The 13,659-nt window shown below is 43.0% G+C and carries 15 protein-coding genes; 4 read left to right on the forward strand and 11 right to left on the reverse strand.

Annotated features, from left to right (window positions below):
• Positions 1 to 74 precede the first annotated feature (74 nt).
• Genes potC through potA form a run of 3 tightly spaced genes read right to left on the reverse strand, consistent with a single transcriptional unit; the run spans position 75 to position 2,801 of the window.
• Positions 75 to 845, reverse strand: a complete 771-nt coding sequence (potC, locus tag ACHFJ9_RS15450) for a spermidine/putrescine ABC transporter permease PotC (RefSeq protein WP_005396472.1) — start codon at positions 843 to 845, stop codon at positions 75 to 77.
• Positions 845 to 1,705 carry a spermidine/putrescine ABC transporter permease PotB gene (potB, locus tag ACHFJ9_RS15455; protein WP_012841831.1) on the reverse strand — a complete coding sequence of 287 codons (861 nt, stop codon included), beginning with the start codon at positions 1,703 to 1,705 and terminating at the stop codon, positions 845 to 847. Before potB ends, potC begins: the two co-directional genes overlap by 1 nt.
• Positions 1,686 to 2,801, reverse strand: coding sequence for a spermidine/putrescine ABC transporter ATP-binding protein PotA (gene potA / locus ACHFJ9_RS15460; protein ID WP_395357408.1), 1,116 nt, complete (start codon positions 2,799 to 2,801; stop codon positions 1,686 to 1,688). The genes potB and potA overlap by 20 nt, the downstream gene beginning before the upstream one ends.
• Before the next feature lie 401 nt (positions 2,802 to 3,202).
• On the opposite strand from potA, the gene ACHFJ9_RS15465 reads away from it, so the two are divergent.
• The 4 genes from ACHFJ9_RS15465 (at position 3,203) to ttcA (ending at position 6,598) form a co-directional block, all read left to right on the forward strand.
• The gene (locus ACHFJ9_RS15465) at positions 3,203 to 4,000 is read left to right on the forward strand and encodes a hypothetical protein (protein WP_012841829.1); all 798 of its coding nucleotides are present in this window, start codon (positions 3,203 to 3,205) and stop codon (positions 3,998 to 4,000) included.
• The gene (locus ACHFJ9_RS15470) at positions 3,993 to 4,829 is read left to right on the forward strand and encodes a glucosaminidase domain-containing protein (protein WP_047008784.1); all 837 of its coding nucleotides are present in this window, start codon (positions 3,993 to 3,995) and stop codon (positions 4,827 to 4,829) included. The genes ACHFJ9_RS15465 and ACHFJ9_RS15470 overlap by 8 nt, the downstream gene beginning before the upstream one ends.
• Positions 4,830 to 4,842: 13 nt before the next feature.
• A complete protein-coding gene (locus ACHFJ9_RS15475) occupies positions 4,843 to 5,505 on the forward strand; it encodes a DUF2987 domain-containing protein (RefSeq protein WP_005396478.1) in 663 nt (220 codons plus the stop codon).
• A gap of 199 nt (positions 5,506 to 5,704) precedes the next feature.
• Entirely contained in the window at positions 5,705 to 6,598 is an 894-nt protein-coding gene (ttcA, locus tag ACHFJ9_RS15480) for a tRNA 2-thiocytidine(32) synthetase TtcA (protein WP_005377502.1), read from the forward strand.
• A 125-nt stretch (positions 6,599 to 6,723) separates the two neighbouring features.
• On the opposite strand, the gene uspE is transcribed toward ttcA, so the two are convergent.
• The 8 genes from uspE to ACHFJ9_RS15520 all read right to left on the reverse strand — a co-directional run bounded on the left by uspE (position 6,724) and on the right by ACHFJ9_RS15520 (position 13,652).
• Entirely contained in the window at positions 6,724 to 7,671 is a 948-nt protein-coding gene (gene uspE, locus ACHFJ9_RS15485) for a universal stress protein UspE (RefSeq protein ID WP_053807422.1), read from the reverse strand.
• 180 nt (positions 7,672 to 7,851) lie between these two features.
• On the reverse strand, positions 7,852 to 8,598 hold the full coding sequence (locus ACHFJ9_RS15490) for an FNR family transcription factor (protein WP_005377497.1): 747 nt from the start codon (positions 8,596 to 8,598) through the stop codon (positions 7,852 to 7,854).
• Between the two features lie 90 nt (positions 8,599 to 8,688).
• On the reverse strand, positions 8,689 to 9,366 hold the full coding sequence (locus ACHFJ9_RS15495; protein WP_006742590.1) for a sulfite exporter TauE/SafE family protein: 678 nt from the start codon (positions 9,364 to 9,366) through the stop codon (positions 8,689 to 8,691).
• Between the two features lie 8 nt (positions 9,367 to 9,374).
• Entirely contained in the window at positions 9,375 to 9,539 is a 165-nt protein-coding gene (gene ccoS / locus ACHFJ9_RS15500) for a cbb3-type cytochrome oxidase assembly protein CcoS (protein WP_012841826.1), read from the reverse strand.
• A gap of 15 nt (positions 9,540 to 9,554) precedes the next feature.
• Positions 9,555 to 11,918 (reverse strand): heavy metal translocating P-type ATPase, encoded by a 2,364-nt coding sequence (locus ACHFJ9_RS15505; RefSeq protein ID WP_395355383.1) that lies wholly within the window; start codon positions 11,916 to 11,918, stop codon positions 9,555 to 9,557.
• 4 nt (positions 11,919 to 11,922) lie between these two features.
• Positions 11,923 to 12,399, reverse strand: coding sequence for a FixH family protein (locus tag ACHFJ9_RS15510; RefSeq protein ID WP_317396401.1), 477 nt, complete (start codon positions 12,397 to 12,399; stop codon positions 11,923 to 11,925).
• 105 nt (positions 12,400 to 12,504) lie between these two features.
• On the reverse strand, positions 12,505 to 13,479 hold the full coding sequence (gene ccoP / locus ACHFJ9_RS15515; protein WP_005377487.1) for a cytochrome-c oxidase, cbb3-type subunit III: 975 nt from the start codon (positions 13,477 to 13,479) through the stop codon (positions 12,505 to 12,507).
• A complete protein-coding gene (locus ACHFJ9_RS15520) occupies positions 13,479 to 13,652 on the reverse strand; it encodes a cbb3-type cytochrome oxidase subunit 3 (protein ID WP_005396487.1) in 174 nt (57 codons plus the stop codon). Before ACHFJ9_RS15520 ends, ccoP begins: the two co-directional genes overlap by 1 nt.
• Between the last annotated feature and the right edge of the window lie 7 nt (positions 13,653 to 13,659).

The following is a 13,659-nucleotide window of genomic DNA, read 5'->3' on the forward strand; positions in this document are numbered from 1 at the left end:
TCATTTTGGACGGTAGATAGAAAAACAGAATGGCATGTAACCATTCTGTTTCGTGATGTTAACGGATGTGGATCTTACTTTACTTTTTCTCTTGCGAGCAACTGAGAAATTACGACAAGAATTAAAGAAACTACCAACATGACCGTTGCAAGAGCATTCACTTCCGGTGAAATACCCACCTTAACCATCGAGTAAATTTTCAATGGTAGGATTTCATACGTTGGACCTGTTACGAACGAACTGATAATTACGTCGTCCAGAGACAGGGTAAAGCTAAGCAGCCAGCCTGCCGCAACTGCTGGTTTTGCAAGAGGAAGGATGATCTGCTTTAAGATAACCCATTCACTTGCGCCAAGATCTTTTGCTGCTTCCAACATCTTCACATCGAAGCCATTTAAGCGGCTGTATACGGTTACCACCACAAATGGCAAACAGAAGGTGATGTGGGCAATCAATAGAGTAAAGAAGCCCAGCTGTGCGCCTAATACTAGGAACAGAGCAAGTAATGAAATCGCCATGACAATATCTGGAGACATCATTACGACAAACAACATGCCGTTTACAGCACCTTTGCCTTTGAACGAGTATCGGAATAGGGCAACAGCTGTTAAGCTACCAATAATAGTAGCCGCTGTCGCAGAAAATACCGCCACGTTCAATGAGTGCCATGCAGCCTGCATTAGGCTGTCGTTGTTGACTAGGGTTTCATACCATTTCGTGGTGAAACCACCCCATTTCATACCAAATTTATTGGCGTTAAATGAGTTTACGATTAGTACAACGATTGGCAGATACAAAAATGCATAAACCAACGCCATAAAGCTAAATCTAACTGTGCGTCCCATTAGTCTAGCTCCACTTTCTTATTCAATAATTTGCCTGCTCGGTAGTAAGCGTAAAGCATTACCGCCATTGCGAAGGTGAGGGCGATACTGGTCGCAGCACCAAATGGCCAATCACGAGCGTTCAATACTTGGCTCTTAATTACGTTACCAATCAGTAGGTTCTTCGCACCGCCTAGAAGATCTGAGATGTAGAACATACCCAGCGCAGGCAGTAGAACCAACAAACAGCCACCGATAATGCCAGGCATTGTCAGAGGTAGAATTACTTTAGTAATGGTTTGGAGCTTGTTCGCACCGAGGTCTTTTGCTGCCTCGATGTAAGTGTTGTCCAACTTCTCGATTGCCGAGTAAAGCGGCAGAATCATGAAAGGAAGTAGGATGTATACAAGACCAATCATTACAGCCGTTTCGGTATACATAATACGCAACGGCTTGTCGATGATTTCCATTGCCATCAGCGACTTGTTCAAAATGCCCTGTGTACCGAGAACAATCTTCAGTCCGTAAGTTCGAATCAAAGAGTTCGTCCAAAACGGTACGATCACCAAAAACAGCATAAACGGACGCCATTTTTCAGGCATTTTCGCTACGATATAAGCAAACGGGTATCCAATGACTAAACACAACAACGTTGCCACAATTGCCATGTAGAACGAGTGCATCAGCACTTTCGCATACAGTGGGTCCAGCAGACGCAAGTAGTTGTCGAAAGTGAATGTCATTTCGATTAAGTTTGCTTCATCACGCGTTAAGAAACTGGTACCAATAATCATCACGTTTGGTACCAACACAAACAGTGTTAGCCAGCCTACGATTAAGGCAATGATCGCGTTCTGAAGATTAATCTTCTTGCTTATCATTGAGTACTACCTCCCAGCTCTCAACCCAAGTGATAGCGACTTTCTGGCCAAGTGAGTGGTCCACATCAGGATCATCTTCGTTAAAGAATTCGCTTACCATTACACGCATACCTGAATCCAATTGGATAACAGAATCTAACGTCATACCTTTATAAGTACGCTCAGTCACGTGACCTACAATGCCTTTTTCTTCAGACTCTTTGATTTCTTCGATACGTAAGTCTTCAGGGCGAAGTAGTACTTGTAGTTTGTCGCCTTTCTGTGCTTCCTTATCGTAGTAAACGACGGATTCAACACCTTCAATTTCTGCGCGGATGCGTTTGTCATCGATGCGCTCTAGCATGGTTGCATTGAATACGTTGATCTCACCAATAAAGCGAGCAACAAACAGGTTCTTAGGCTCTTCGTAAATCTCACGCGGAGAGCCATCTTGTTCGATAACGCCATCACGCATCACGATAATGCGGTCTGACATCGATAGGGCTTCTTCCTGGTCGTGTGTTACAAAGATAAAGGTAATACCAAGTTGACGCTGAAGCTGCTTCAACTCGATCTGCATTTGTTTACGCAACTTGTAGTCCAGCGCCGATAGCGATTCATCGAGCAGAAGTACTTTTGGTTTATTAACAACTGCACGAGCAATTGCGATACGCTGTTGCTGGCCACCAGAAAGTTGGTGCGGTTTACGCTGTGCCATTTTTTCTAGACGAACCATGCATAATGCTTCCATTACTCTTGGTTCAATCTCTGCTGCAGGCGTTTTCTGCATACGAAGACCAAAAGCGACATTGTCAAAAACGGTCATGTGTGGAAACAGTGCGTAACTTTGAAATACCGTGTTGACGTGTCTCTGCTCAGCAGGAACCTGTGTTACATCTTGGTCATCCAAAATGATTTGACCGTTATCCGCCGCTTCAAAACCAGCAATCATTCGTAAAACTGTCGTTTTACCACAACCAGAAGGCCCAAGAATCGTCAGAAACTCACCATGATTAACATCCAGATTTAAATTACCGATGATTTCCTTACCATCGAAACTTTTACTAATACCAGATAAACGAATAACTGGCTTTCCTGCTTGCGGTTTTGCGTTCAACGTCTGTATTTCCCCCACGTTCAAGCTGGAATAATTCCAGCTGATGTGACACTAGCCATTCACTTTTGAGGCGCGCATCATAATCACCAAAATTGTGAAATTAAAGCATTTTCTTATCTTGAAACAGAAAAAATTTTGCAGGCAAAAGTCATCATTCCTTACCATACTGTTTTTATAAGATTAATTGGCATTTAAACACAGTTTGATAGCACTAGCCTCTGTTCAATAATTGTTTTCAATTTCATAACTTTGAGAGTGGTTAATTATCAACCATACAGTTGAGATTGCAAGGATAGTACGTGAGTTGTGATGTTAGATGTGGAAAGATTTCTTTATAATAATGGCCACATTAATTGACTGGAATTCCAGTGAAAATTTTACAAGTTAATCTTGGATAAACTATGAACGACGATTTTGAGAAAGATTTCAATCTTGGGGGGAGTGTAGAGCGAGCTTTGTCTGGCAACTACGAGCTTAAAGCTGGGGCTGTTTTCAATGAAGCTTGGCGAGCAACCATCCAGCACTTTTTATCCTTTTCTCCTGCTATTATTGTATTGCTTTTTGTCCAGTTAGGTATTTTCTATATCGCATTACAACTGCAGTTGGGTGATCTGACCGTTATTCTTGATGCATTTGAGAATCCAGAATCATTCACTAACGATATTGTGTCTTCTATTTATGTCGCGAACTTTAGTTATGAGGTGATCAGCGCCCCAATTTATGCAGGGATCAGCTTGATGGCCATGAGCCATATCGCGGGCTTAAAGACTAAATTGCGCCATGTAGGTAAAGGGCTGCAGTTTACTATTCCCGTGATCCTAGCAACGCTGATGAGCCTAATGCTGCAAGGCGTAGTTGGTATGATCTTCCCTCTACTGTCCCTGTATCTTTCTTTAGCGTTTAGTCACTCTATCTTGTTGATTTGTGAAAAAAGAGTGCCACCAATGCAGGCGCTATTGTTATCACTTCGCGCTATTAACAAGAAGATTTTTGTCGTCGCAGGGCTTTACTTAGGCGTGATGTTGATGTTTATTGTCGCAGCGATGTTCTACGGTATTGGCTTGATTTTTGTGTTGCCATTCTTCTTCCATTTGAAAGGCATACTCTACCGCGAAATGTTTGGAATTAAGCTCAAGATCGTTGCAACACAGAAAAACGACAATGATCACGATGGTAACTCACAGGTGTTTGATGCCTAATTCTTTAAAATCAATAAGTTTACGAGTGGCGGCTACCTGTATAGCCGCCACTTTCATTTCCATTGGACCGTATTTACACTACGAGCAACAGTTTAAATATGTTGAGAATCCTGATGTGCTGTCCGGGACAATTAAGCATGTCGATTTGTCTCATTTGCCACACATTGGTGATATCCCTGACTTCAACGCAATAAAAGACACCAAAGAGAAAAAAGCGGCGTTTTTTGATTTCTTAAGGCCTAAAATAGCACTTGAGAATCAACGAATTCGTCATGAACGAGCGTTTCTTACTTCTTTAAAGGTGGGACAAATCACTCAAGAGCAAGAAGAGTACGCTCAGCGACTAGCGGCTCTGTATTCTTTGCCTTTGAGCGACAACAAAGTCGATCACGCGTGGTTGGGTGAAATGCTTGTGCGAGTGAATGTCTTACCAGAAGCGCTGGTTCTAACTCAAGCAGCAAATGAATCTGCGTGGGGCACTTCTCGTTTTGCTACTCAAGCAAACAACTTGTTCGGCCAATGGTGTTATAAAAAGGGCTGTGGAATTGTTCCTGCGCAACGTAGCGCAGGCAAAGTTCATGAAGTTGAAAAATTTGATTCTGTACAGCAGTCGGTTCATGGCTACTTTATGAATGTCAATCGAAACCCAGCGTATGCTGAACTGCGTGAAATCAGAGCTTCTCTAGCCGAAAAGAACAAAGACCTGTTATCGGTCGCAACGGCGTCAGAGTTAACTCATGGATTGCTAGCATATTCTGAACGTGGCATTGCTTATGTACACGATCTTCGCGCTATGATTCGTCATAATAACGCCTACTGGACACAATAAAATAACGGAAAAAATGAAAAAGTTAAGCCTAAGTCTATTGGGAAGTGCGGCGCTAATTCTTGTATCGCCAATAACCCAAGCTCAAGAGTACATGTTCACATACTCAAAGTTATACACCCAACTCAAAAACAACAATAAAGAAGGGCATGACGACGTGAAAGTTGGCGTCTTCTTTGTGGACGCGAAAACTAAGCAAATTTGTACAATAGAAAAAGCTTGGATGGAAAAAGAAGAGCACTATGAAGAGTTTGTTATCCCTGCTTCACAAGAGTTGCCTCTGCCAGTCGATAAAAACTTAAAGTCAGCGAATCCGTTGGTTTTTGTCGATACTCCAAAAGATACTCGTTGCGATTACTCACTTGTCGTGATGACCAAAGAACCATTACAGGGTAACGTTTCTTACGAGCAACTTAAGCCTCTTCTACCTCAAATGCAGACGATGCTGGAAGATTTAGGCGGTATGTTTGCGGGTTGGTTTACACCTGAAGTTCAAGGTGTGACGATGGAGTTTGCAAATCAACTGAATGATAAAGTGATTTTCTCAAACGGAACCGAAAAGCCAATTGTCAATGGCAAGATACAAGTCGCACTAAGTGAAATAGGGCAAGGTGGCACAATGACACTACCAGAACCGACGATGCGAGTGCTACCTTATCTGCCTAACGCAAAGAAGTGAACACTGAGAGTTTAGAAAGGGCTGCAATTGCGGCTCTTTTTTCATTTGTGACCGTAACTAAAGTATCTTTCATACTCTTTTCTTAAAGACTCAATAAGACAAGCATTTAATCCTGCGTAAAAAGCTCGTATAATCCACGCCCCAAAGAAACCCATGTTAGGAAGTCCTAGTCGATTTATCGGCGATGTGAGAGCCCGCAATGAACCAAATAGATACAAGAAAAGAAACCCTAGAATTCAACAAGCTTCAGAAACGCCTGAGAAGACATGTTGGAAATGCCATTACTGATTACAACATGATTGAAGAAGGCGATGTTGTGATGGCATGTATTAGCGGTGGTAAAGATTCATTCGCGATGCTTGATATCCTGTTGAATCTTCAGAAAGCTGCGCCAATCAAATTTGAAGTGGTTGCGGTAAACTTAGACCAAAAACAACCGGGCTTCCCTGAGCATATTCTGCCTGAGTATTTCGAAACACTGAATATCCCTTACTACATCGTAGATAAGGACACGTATTCAGTCGTAAAAGAGAAGGTGCCAGAAGGCAAAACCACTTGTGGTCTGTGTTCACGCCTACGACGTGGTACGTTGTATTCATTTGCAGAGAAGATTGGTGCAACTAAGCTTGCGCTAGGTCATCACATGGATGACATCGTCGAAACAATGTTCTTGAATATGTTCCACGGCTCTCGCCTTAAAGCGATGCCACCAAAGCTGCGCTCTGATGATGGTCGTAACGTGGTCATTCGTCCATTGACTTACTGTCGTGAAAAAGATCTGATCAAATACGCTGAACACAAGGATTTCCCAATTATTCCGTGTAACCTTTGTGGTTCTCAAGAGAACCTTCAGCGTCAATCTATAAAAGCAATGTTGATTGAATGGGATAAGAAGACGCCAGGGCGTGTGGAAGCGATTTTTAAATCAATTCAAAACGTAAGCCCAAGCCAACTAGCAGACCGCGAATTGTTCGACTTTGTTAACTTACCGCTAGACCGTGAAGGTAACCGCGAAGAGTATGAATTTAATGAGGCTGTCGTTTCTTCGACGAATATTGATGAATCAATGTTCATCGATGTTACGAACATCTAACTCGTAAAAAGGAGGTCAATTAGACCTCCTTTTTTGTATTCAACACTTTAACTGTCCCCAAACAAAAATCCCCCTTTATTAGGGGGATCTATTAGCGTCTGTTTGAAAGCGCTCATAAAGAGAGATTAGGTTGCTGTGTTTGGATCAAGAGGACTAATGTAGCCTTTTGGTTTTAGAGCCAATACATCGCAATTTATTTTATCGATCACGTGCTCAGCTGTATTACCAATAAAGACAGCAGAAAGCCCGGTTCGCCCTGTGGTGCCTAAAATAACCATTGCAGCATTCAAGCGCTCAGCTGCTGCTGGAATGACATCTTCAGGTAAGCCTTGCTCAACAATCGTTTGCTCTTCATCAAGACCGTGTTTTTGGCGTAATGCTTTCATCGCAGTTAAGTGATGACCTCGAACGGCATCGGTATAAGTCGTTGGATCAAACTCAGGAAGTTCAATGGTAATGTTCGCCGGTGTAACGGGATACGCATTAACAAGGTATGGTTTGGCATCCAGTCGGGTGGTGACTTCTTTTAGTCGCTCGACCATGGCATCGTTGAGATCAATATGAGTTGGATTTTCAGAGCCTACGTGCACCGAGGCAAGAATGCTTGCTTGTTCTGGCCAATCTGCATTTTTAATCAGAAGTACTGGGATTGGGCATTTACGTAACAAGTGCCAATCGGTCGGAGTGAAAATCACAGATTCTAACACGTCGTGCTTACGTGTGCCTTTAATGACTAGGTCATGGCTGCCTGCATAGACCTCAGCGATAATTGCTTCGTAAGGACGGTTGTGCCAGACGACACATACATCAAAGTCGAAGCCATCGTTTAGATAAGGTTGAGCAATTTTACGCATCCACTGCTCACGTTGATGGATAACACCTCGACGCATAGCATCTCTTTCATCCACTGATAGCATTGACGTCATGTCATAAGAGAAATCGTAAATGGATAAAAAGAAAGTGATTCGGCTTCTAGATACACTTTTTTGAGCTAATTGAACAGCTCTTGCAAGTGCGGGCTGCTCATCATTATTGATGTCAGCTACAACAAGGATCTTACTGTATATACTCATAACTAAGCCCACTTCTATTGCAAAACCAGATACTGAATATAAATTAAATCAGTATTTTGGAGTACTCACCGTACATTTTTACTGTAGCTTAGTTTGGGTAACTTTTTGAGGACTTTCGAAAGGAATTTATGAGAAATATGATGTAGCTCATTTTCGAACTACATCAATAATTGGGGTGTATTATTCTTTAGTTACACCAGCAAGTTCCATCAATGCATCGTGGTCTAAGATAGTGATATATTTACCTTTTACACTTAGGATCTCGGATTTTTGGAAACGACCCAACAAGCGACTGATTGTTTCCACTGTAAGACCAAGATAGTTACCAATATCACCACGAGTCATCGTTAAACGAAACTCTCTAGGGCTGAAGCCACGTTGAGAAAAACGAGTTGATAGGTTGTATAGGAAAGCCGCTAGACGTTCTTCTGCATTCTTTTTAGAAAGAAGCAAAATCATTTCCTGATCACCTTTAATTTCGTTACTCATCAAACGCATAATTTGCTGGCGAAGCTTAGGCATTTTACCTGATAGGTCGTCTAAAATTTCGTATGGGATTTCACATACCATCGACGTTTCAAGCGCTTGAGCAAAGCTAGGGTGGGAGTCACCTGTAATGGCATCGAAACCAACTAGGTCTCCGGCCAAGTGAAACGCTGTGATTTGCTCATCACCTTGCTCTGTGATCGTATAGCTCTTGATGGTACCAGAGCGGATAGCGTACAGAGATTTTAGCTCGTCACCAGCCTTAAAAAGCTCTTGTCCTTTTTGGATAGGCTTCTTACGTTCGATGATTTGGTCAAGCTGATCAAGTTCTGCCTCATTCAGAGTGAACGGGATACACAGCTGACTAATGCTACAATCTTGGCAATGAATGGCGCAACCGCCTGATTGGATACGCTTTGTTGCAGGTTTTTCAGAAATCATAACAACCTTTCACTATTTGATATACATCAATATTTTAGCATCGCTTAATCCTAAAGGGTAGCAAAAATGTCACCTCAATAGAGTTTAACGTTATATGAAACCGAGTAACTCCATGGCTCCTACAGCAGTGTACGAACCATACCCAATAAGGATTAATGCTGAAATATTTCTAAATATTAACGATTTTTGTAATTTCTGAAAATGGTTGGCACCATATCCAATAATCAGCATTGCCGGAAGTGTTCCGAGGCCAAACGCGAGCATAATAAGACCACCGTTTATTGCGCTGCCTGAAACCGCCGACCAAGTTAGCGCAGAATAAACCAAGCCGCATGGTAACCAGCCCCAAATGAAGCCAAATGGTAAAGCATGAAGAGGGTGCTTTAATGGCAACAAACGCTTACCAGCAGGTGAGATAAAGCGCCAAATGTGCTGTCCTAACTTTTCTATTAACAGTAAACCTTGCCACCATCTAGCAATATAAAGCGCAACCAGAATCATGAACAGTGCGGCAATCAGCCTTAACCAAGCAAGAGAATGCGTTAATCCACTTAGCTCAGATAAACCTGATATTGCTCCGCCTACTAATGCACCGATTACGGCATAGCTGCTCAATCGCCCTAGGTTGTAGAAGAGTGGAATAAGGGGGGAGCTTTTACTTGTAGAAGAGCCCATGGTAAGCAGAGACGCGATACCACCACACATTCCCATGCAATGACCGGCCCCGACGAGGCCGATCATCAAAGCACCAATAAAGTCAGGAGTCATAAAGGTTGCTATTTTTTATCACTATTAGATTTGTCTTCTTCATCAAGAAGAATGTTATGTCCTTGTCGTTCTAGATCTTCAAACTGATCACTTCTTACTGCCCAAAGAAAAACGGCAACAGCAACACAAACGAGAACGATAGCGATGGGAATCAATATATAAAGACTTTCCATGTTTGCTTTCTCTACTTATTTCTCTTTGAGCAGGCGCAAAGAGTTAGATACAACGATAATTGAGCTTGCAGACATGCCAACTACTGCAATGTAGGGAGCCACTAAACCAGCGACAGCTAAAGGCAAAATTAACAGGTTGTAACTCAAAGACCAAGCCAAGTTTTCTCGAATAATCTTTCTTGTACGCAGTGCAAGCAAACGTGCCTCTAGTAGCTTTTCGAGATTATCCCCAAGTAACGTCATATCTGCAGATGCTTTAGCGACATCCGTACCACCGCCCATTGCAACAGAAAGATGAGCTCCGGCGAGAGTAGGTGCGTCATTGATGCCATCGCCAACCATCATTGTGATACTGTCTTCATCAAGACTCTTAAGGTACGCGAGTTTGTCTTCTGGTTTTGCTGACGCAACGACGTGATCGATACCAATTTCATTCGCTACAGGTCGAGCGTTTGAGAGAGAGTCACCTGTTAGCAGCGTTGTCTTAATTCCAGCGTCAGCAAAACGTTGAACAAAGGCTTTGCTTTCTTTTCGGATAGGGTCGCGGTAGTAAAAGCTAGCGACATGCTCGCCATCAACTGAAAGATAGACCGCATGGCTTTCATCGCTTTCCTTGCCTTGAACAAAAACCGCACTGCCTATCTTAATGATTTTGCCATTCCAGATCCCCTCAATCCCTGAACCAATCACGTTTTGCACTTCATACACAACAAAGTCGTCATTGGCGTAACTTGCAAAAGAGCGAGCGATAGGATGGTTTGCATGAGCTTCTAATGCTGCGGCTAGAGAGAGACAATCTTCTTTTGGAAGATCACTCAACACTTTTGTATCACAGATCTCAATATCGCCTTTCGTCAGAGTACCTGTTTTATCTACAACTAAGTGGTTGATCTTACATAGCGTCTCGAACACATGACCTTTACGAAGCAAAATGCCAAAGTTTCCCATACGAGAGGTAGCACAAGTTAGAGCAGTTGGAGTCGCAAGAGATAGGGCACATGGACAGGTGGCTACCAATACGGATAGCATGATCCAAAACGCATCATCTGGTTTTGTTTGATGCCAGTAAAACCAAGTACCAGCAGAAATAATAAGAATTGCTCCAACAAAGTAACGAGCAACAACGTCTGCAATTTCTGCGATTTTAGGTTTGGAGTGTTGAGCTTCATCTTGTAAACGCACGATATTGGAAATCATTGAGTCGGCTTTGGAACTCATGACCTCTAGCTCAAATGACTCATCACCGTTTAGTGTTCCTGCATAAACCGCATCGCCTTCTCGTTTCACAACATGTACGGATTCACCCGTTAGCATGGATTCATCAATATGAATACGACCCGAAATAACTTTGCCGTCAGCTGGGATATGTTCACCAGGAAGGACGCGAATACGATCACCAACTTTTAGAGTTTTCACTGGTATTTGCTCGCCATCCAGCGTCGTGGCGATCGCTGGGATCAACTTTAATAGGTTACCACTCGCCGCTGCGGCTTTGCGACGCGCTCGCATCTCTAAAAATCGTCCAACCAATAGGAAGAAAGTGAACATTGAAATCGATTCGAAGAAGACTTCGCCCTGTTCTGTAACGGTTGCTATTAAGCTGGCTACATAGGCAAAAATAAGTGCAATCGAGACAGGCACATCCATACCGAGGGTTCGGCCTTTGATGCTTCGCCACGCATTTAAGTAAAACGGAAGAGCAGAGTAGAGTAGGACTGGCGTAGCAAAGATCAAACTTACCCAACGAAAGTAATTTTTAAACTCCGGCTCTAGGTCACCAAAAACTTCTAGGTACAATGCGACGGCTAGCATCATAACTTGCATGGTAGCTAAACCAGCAATACCTAATCTGTATAAGTATTGCTTCATCATTCGATGATAAGAGGCTTCTTGCTTATCAGCTTCAAATGGTGCGGCTTTATAACCCAATTTATGAATGACAGATAGGAGCTCACTTAATCGCACCTGAGTTTTGTCCCAGGCTAGTAATGCGCGGTTAGTGGTTGTATTCACGCGGATAGACACTAACCCAGCCGTATTAGAGACTTGCTTTTCGATTAACCACGCACAAGCTGCACATGAAACGCCTTCTAAAGAAAGAGTTACTTCAGAGACATTTTCACGATTTCGCACAAATTCTGATTGTACATCTTCATTATCATAATGAATTAAAGCTTGGAGTTGCTCTGGTACTAAATCTGCTTTTTCCGCAGGCGCAGTTCTATATTGATAGTAGGATACTAAGCCGCTGTCTACGATGGTTTGAGCAACCGTCTCGCAGCCAGGACAACACATCTTGCGGGATTCACCGAGTATATCAACTTTAAAATCCGTGTTGGCTGGTACATCTTCACCACAGTGATAACAGGATTCACACATATGCTTACTTCATTAACGGTGTTGACGAGGCAGGAAATTCAACTTTACCTTGGATCATCCATTGTTGGTCATGTGGTTGTAGTTCGATAAACCAAGGACCTTGAATAGATTCTTCTGCCATTAGGCGGTAATTACCAGATGCATCCGCCGTTACGAGCTTTGTAAAGTCACGATCAGGAAGAGTACGATGAGTGAAAGTGGCCGTTAGAGCAGGGTAATGAGATAGCTTCCCTTTAGCGAAAACAATCACAACATTGTTATTTTCAGAAGAAATCTCTGCGTTAAGACCTAGGTCACGAGCGACATTCATTTTACTAATGTCGATGTTAATGCCTTTGCCTTTTTTATAGTAATCCTCGGCGACTAAAGAAACAGAGTTGTTCGAGAAAACGACCACAGTAATCACAGTCCAAACTACGACAGTAAGAGGAAGGATGATTAGGAACCACGGCCAAAATTGTTTATACCAAGGCTTTACCATAAAAAAGTTCTCAACAGCTAAATGAAAAAATGTAAGGCGTTAAATTTAAAGGAAAGACAGCCCCTATGAAAGGGGCTGTTATTGCTATGTTACTTAATATCTCAGTTACTTACTCTCTGAGTTACTTAAGCTCCAGACATAAGAGGCAACGAGCTGAACTTTATCTTCACCCAAAATGTCTTTCCACGCGGGCATTACACCTGAGCGGCCGTTCATTACGGTTTCGGTTACAGCTGCACGAGAGTCGCCAAATAGCCAATCTTGGTCTGTAAGATCAGGTGCACCGACTGCAGGGTTACCCTTACCATCAGTACCGTGACAAGCTGCACACACGACGAAACGTGCTTTACCTGCCGCTGCTTCACGAGCATTCACTTTACGACCAGATAGGCTAAGTGTGTAGCTTACAACTTCTTGCACACCTTGCTCACCAAGCGCATCTTTCCATGCTGGCATTTGACCAATACGGCCATGCATGATGGTTGTTACGATTGCAGCTGGTTCACCGCCGTATAGCCATGCATCATCAGTTAGGTTAGGGAAACCTTTCTGACCACGAGCATCAGAGCCGTGACATTGAGAACAGTTTTGCAAAAACAAACGTTGGCCAACTTTTAATGCTTCAGGATCTTGCGCAATTTCAGGAATTGGGCGTAGACCACTGTCATTGTGCGCGAGTTTACGGAATGCTTCGCCGAAGTAAGCGTCGGCATCATCCAGTTCTTTTGCATATTGGTTTAGTTGCTTGTTCTCTTGTGCTGCAGCGATGGCTTCTTTTGACTCTTCTAGTGAGCGAACGGTTTGAGCCGAACTCTGCCAGTTTAAAAAGCCCTTGAAGCTACCTAGACCTGGGAATAGGGCTAGATAAACTGCTGCAAACACAAATGTACTTACAAACAGATAAGTCCACCACTTTGGTAGAGGGTTGTTTAGCTCGCGAATACCATCGTACTCGTGGCCCATGTCTTCCCCTTCCTCGACGCCCATTTTATCTTTAGCGCACCAAGTTAGGAGAATCGCACAGCCTACCAGCGTACCGACAGTAATCACGATAATCCAGAGACTCCAGAATGTAGTCATTACTTCTTCACTCCTTGGTTATTTGGGGTCGTTTGTTCTTCGTCAGCAAACACCAAGTTGGCATCTTCTTCAAAGCGTGCTTTACGCTTTTTACTAAATGCCCACCATACGATGCCGATAAAACTAGCGAAGAGTACAACGGTATAAATACTATGAATTGTACCGAAATCCATATGATCC

The sequence above is a fragment of the Vibrio sp. D3 genome (assembly GCF_043995865.1).
Classification (GTDB): Bacteria; Pseudomonadota; Gammaproteobacteria; order Enterobacterales; family Vibrionaceae; genus Vibrio; species Vibrio diabolicus.

Bases quoted from the DNA above. Each gene is read 5' to 3' on its own strand.
- potC (WP_005396472.1), bottom strand. From the start codon at position 845: ATGGGACGCACAGTTAGATTTAGCTTTATGGCGTTGGTTTATGCATTT.
- potB (WP_012841831.1), bottom strand. From the start codon at position 1,705: ATGATAAGCAAGAAGATTAATCTTCAGAACGCGATCATTGCCTTAATC.
- ACHFJ9_RS15465 (WP_012841829.1), top strand. From the start codon at position 3,203: ATGAACGACGATTTTGAGAAAGATTTCAATCTTGGGGGGAGTGTAGAG.
- ACHFJ9_RS15470 (WP_047008784.1), top strand. From the start codon at position 3,993: ATGCCTAATTCTTTAAAATCAATAAGTTTACGAGTGGCGGCTACCTGT.
- ACHFJ9_RS15475 (WP_005396478.1), top strand. From the start codon at position 4,843: ATGAAAAAGTTAAGCCTAAGTCTATTGGGAAGTGCGGCGCTAATTCTT.
- ttcA (WP_005377502.1), top strand. From the start codon at position 5,705: ATGAACCAAATAGATACAAGAAAAGAAACCCTAGAATTCAACAAGCTT.
- uspE (WP_053807422.1), bottom strand. From the start codon at position 7,671: ATGAGTATATACAGTAAGATCCTTGTTGTAGCTGACATCAATAATGAT.
- ACHFJ9_RS15490 (WP_005377497.1), bottom strand. From the start codon at position 8,598: ATGATTTCTGAAAAACCTGCAACAAAGCGTATCCAATCAGGCGGTTGC.
- ACHFJ9_RS15495 (WP_006742590.1), bottom strand. From the start codon at position 9,366: ATGACTCCTGACTTTATTGGTGCTTTGATGATCGGCCTCGTCGGGGCC.
- ccoS (WP_012841826.1), bottom strand. From the start codon at position 9,539: ATGGAAAGTCTTTATATATTGATTCCCATCGCTATCGTTCTCGTTTGT.
- ACHFJ9_RS15505 (WP_395355383.1), bottom strand. From the start codon at position 11,918: ATGTGTGAATCCTGTTATCACTGTGGTGAAGATGTACCAGCCAACACG.
- ACHFJ9_RS15510 (WP_317396401.1), bottom strand. From the start codon at position 12,399: ATGGTAAAGCCTTGGTATAAACAATTTTGGCCGTGGTTCCTAATCATC.
- ccoP (WP_005377487.1), bottom strand. From the start codon at position 13,479: ATGACTACATTCTGGAGTCTCTGGATTATCGTGATTACTGTCGGTACG.
- ACHFJ9_RS15520 (WP_005396487.1), bottom strand. From the start codon at position 13,652: ATGGATTTCGGTACAATTCATAGTATTTATACCGTTGTACTCTTCGCT.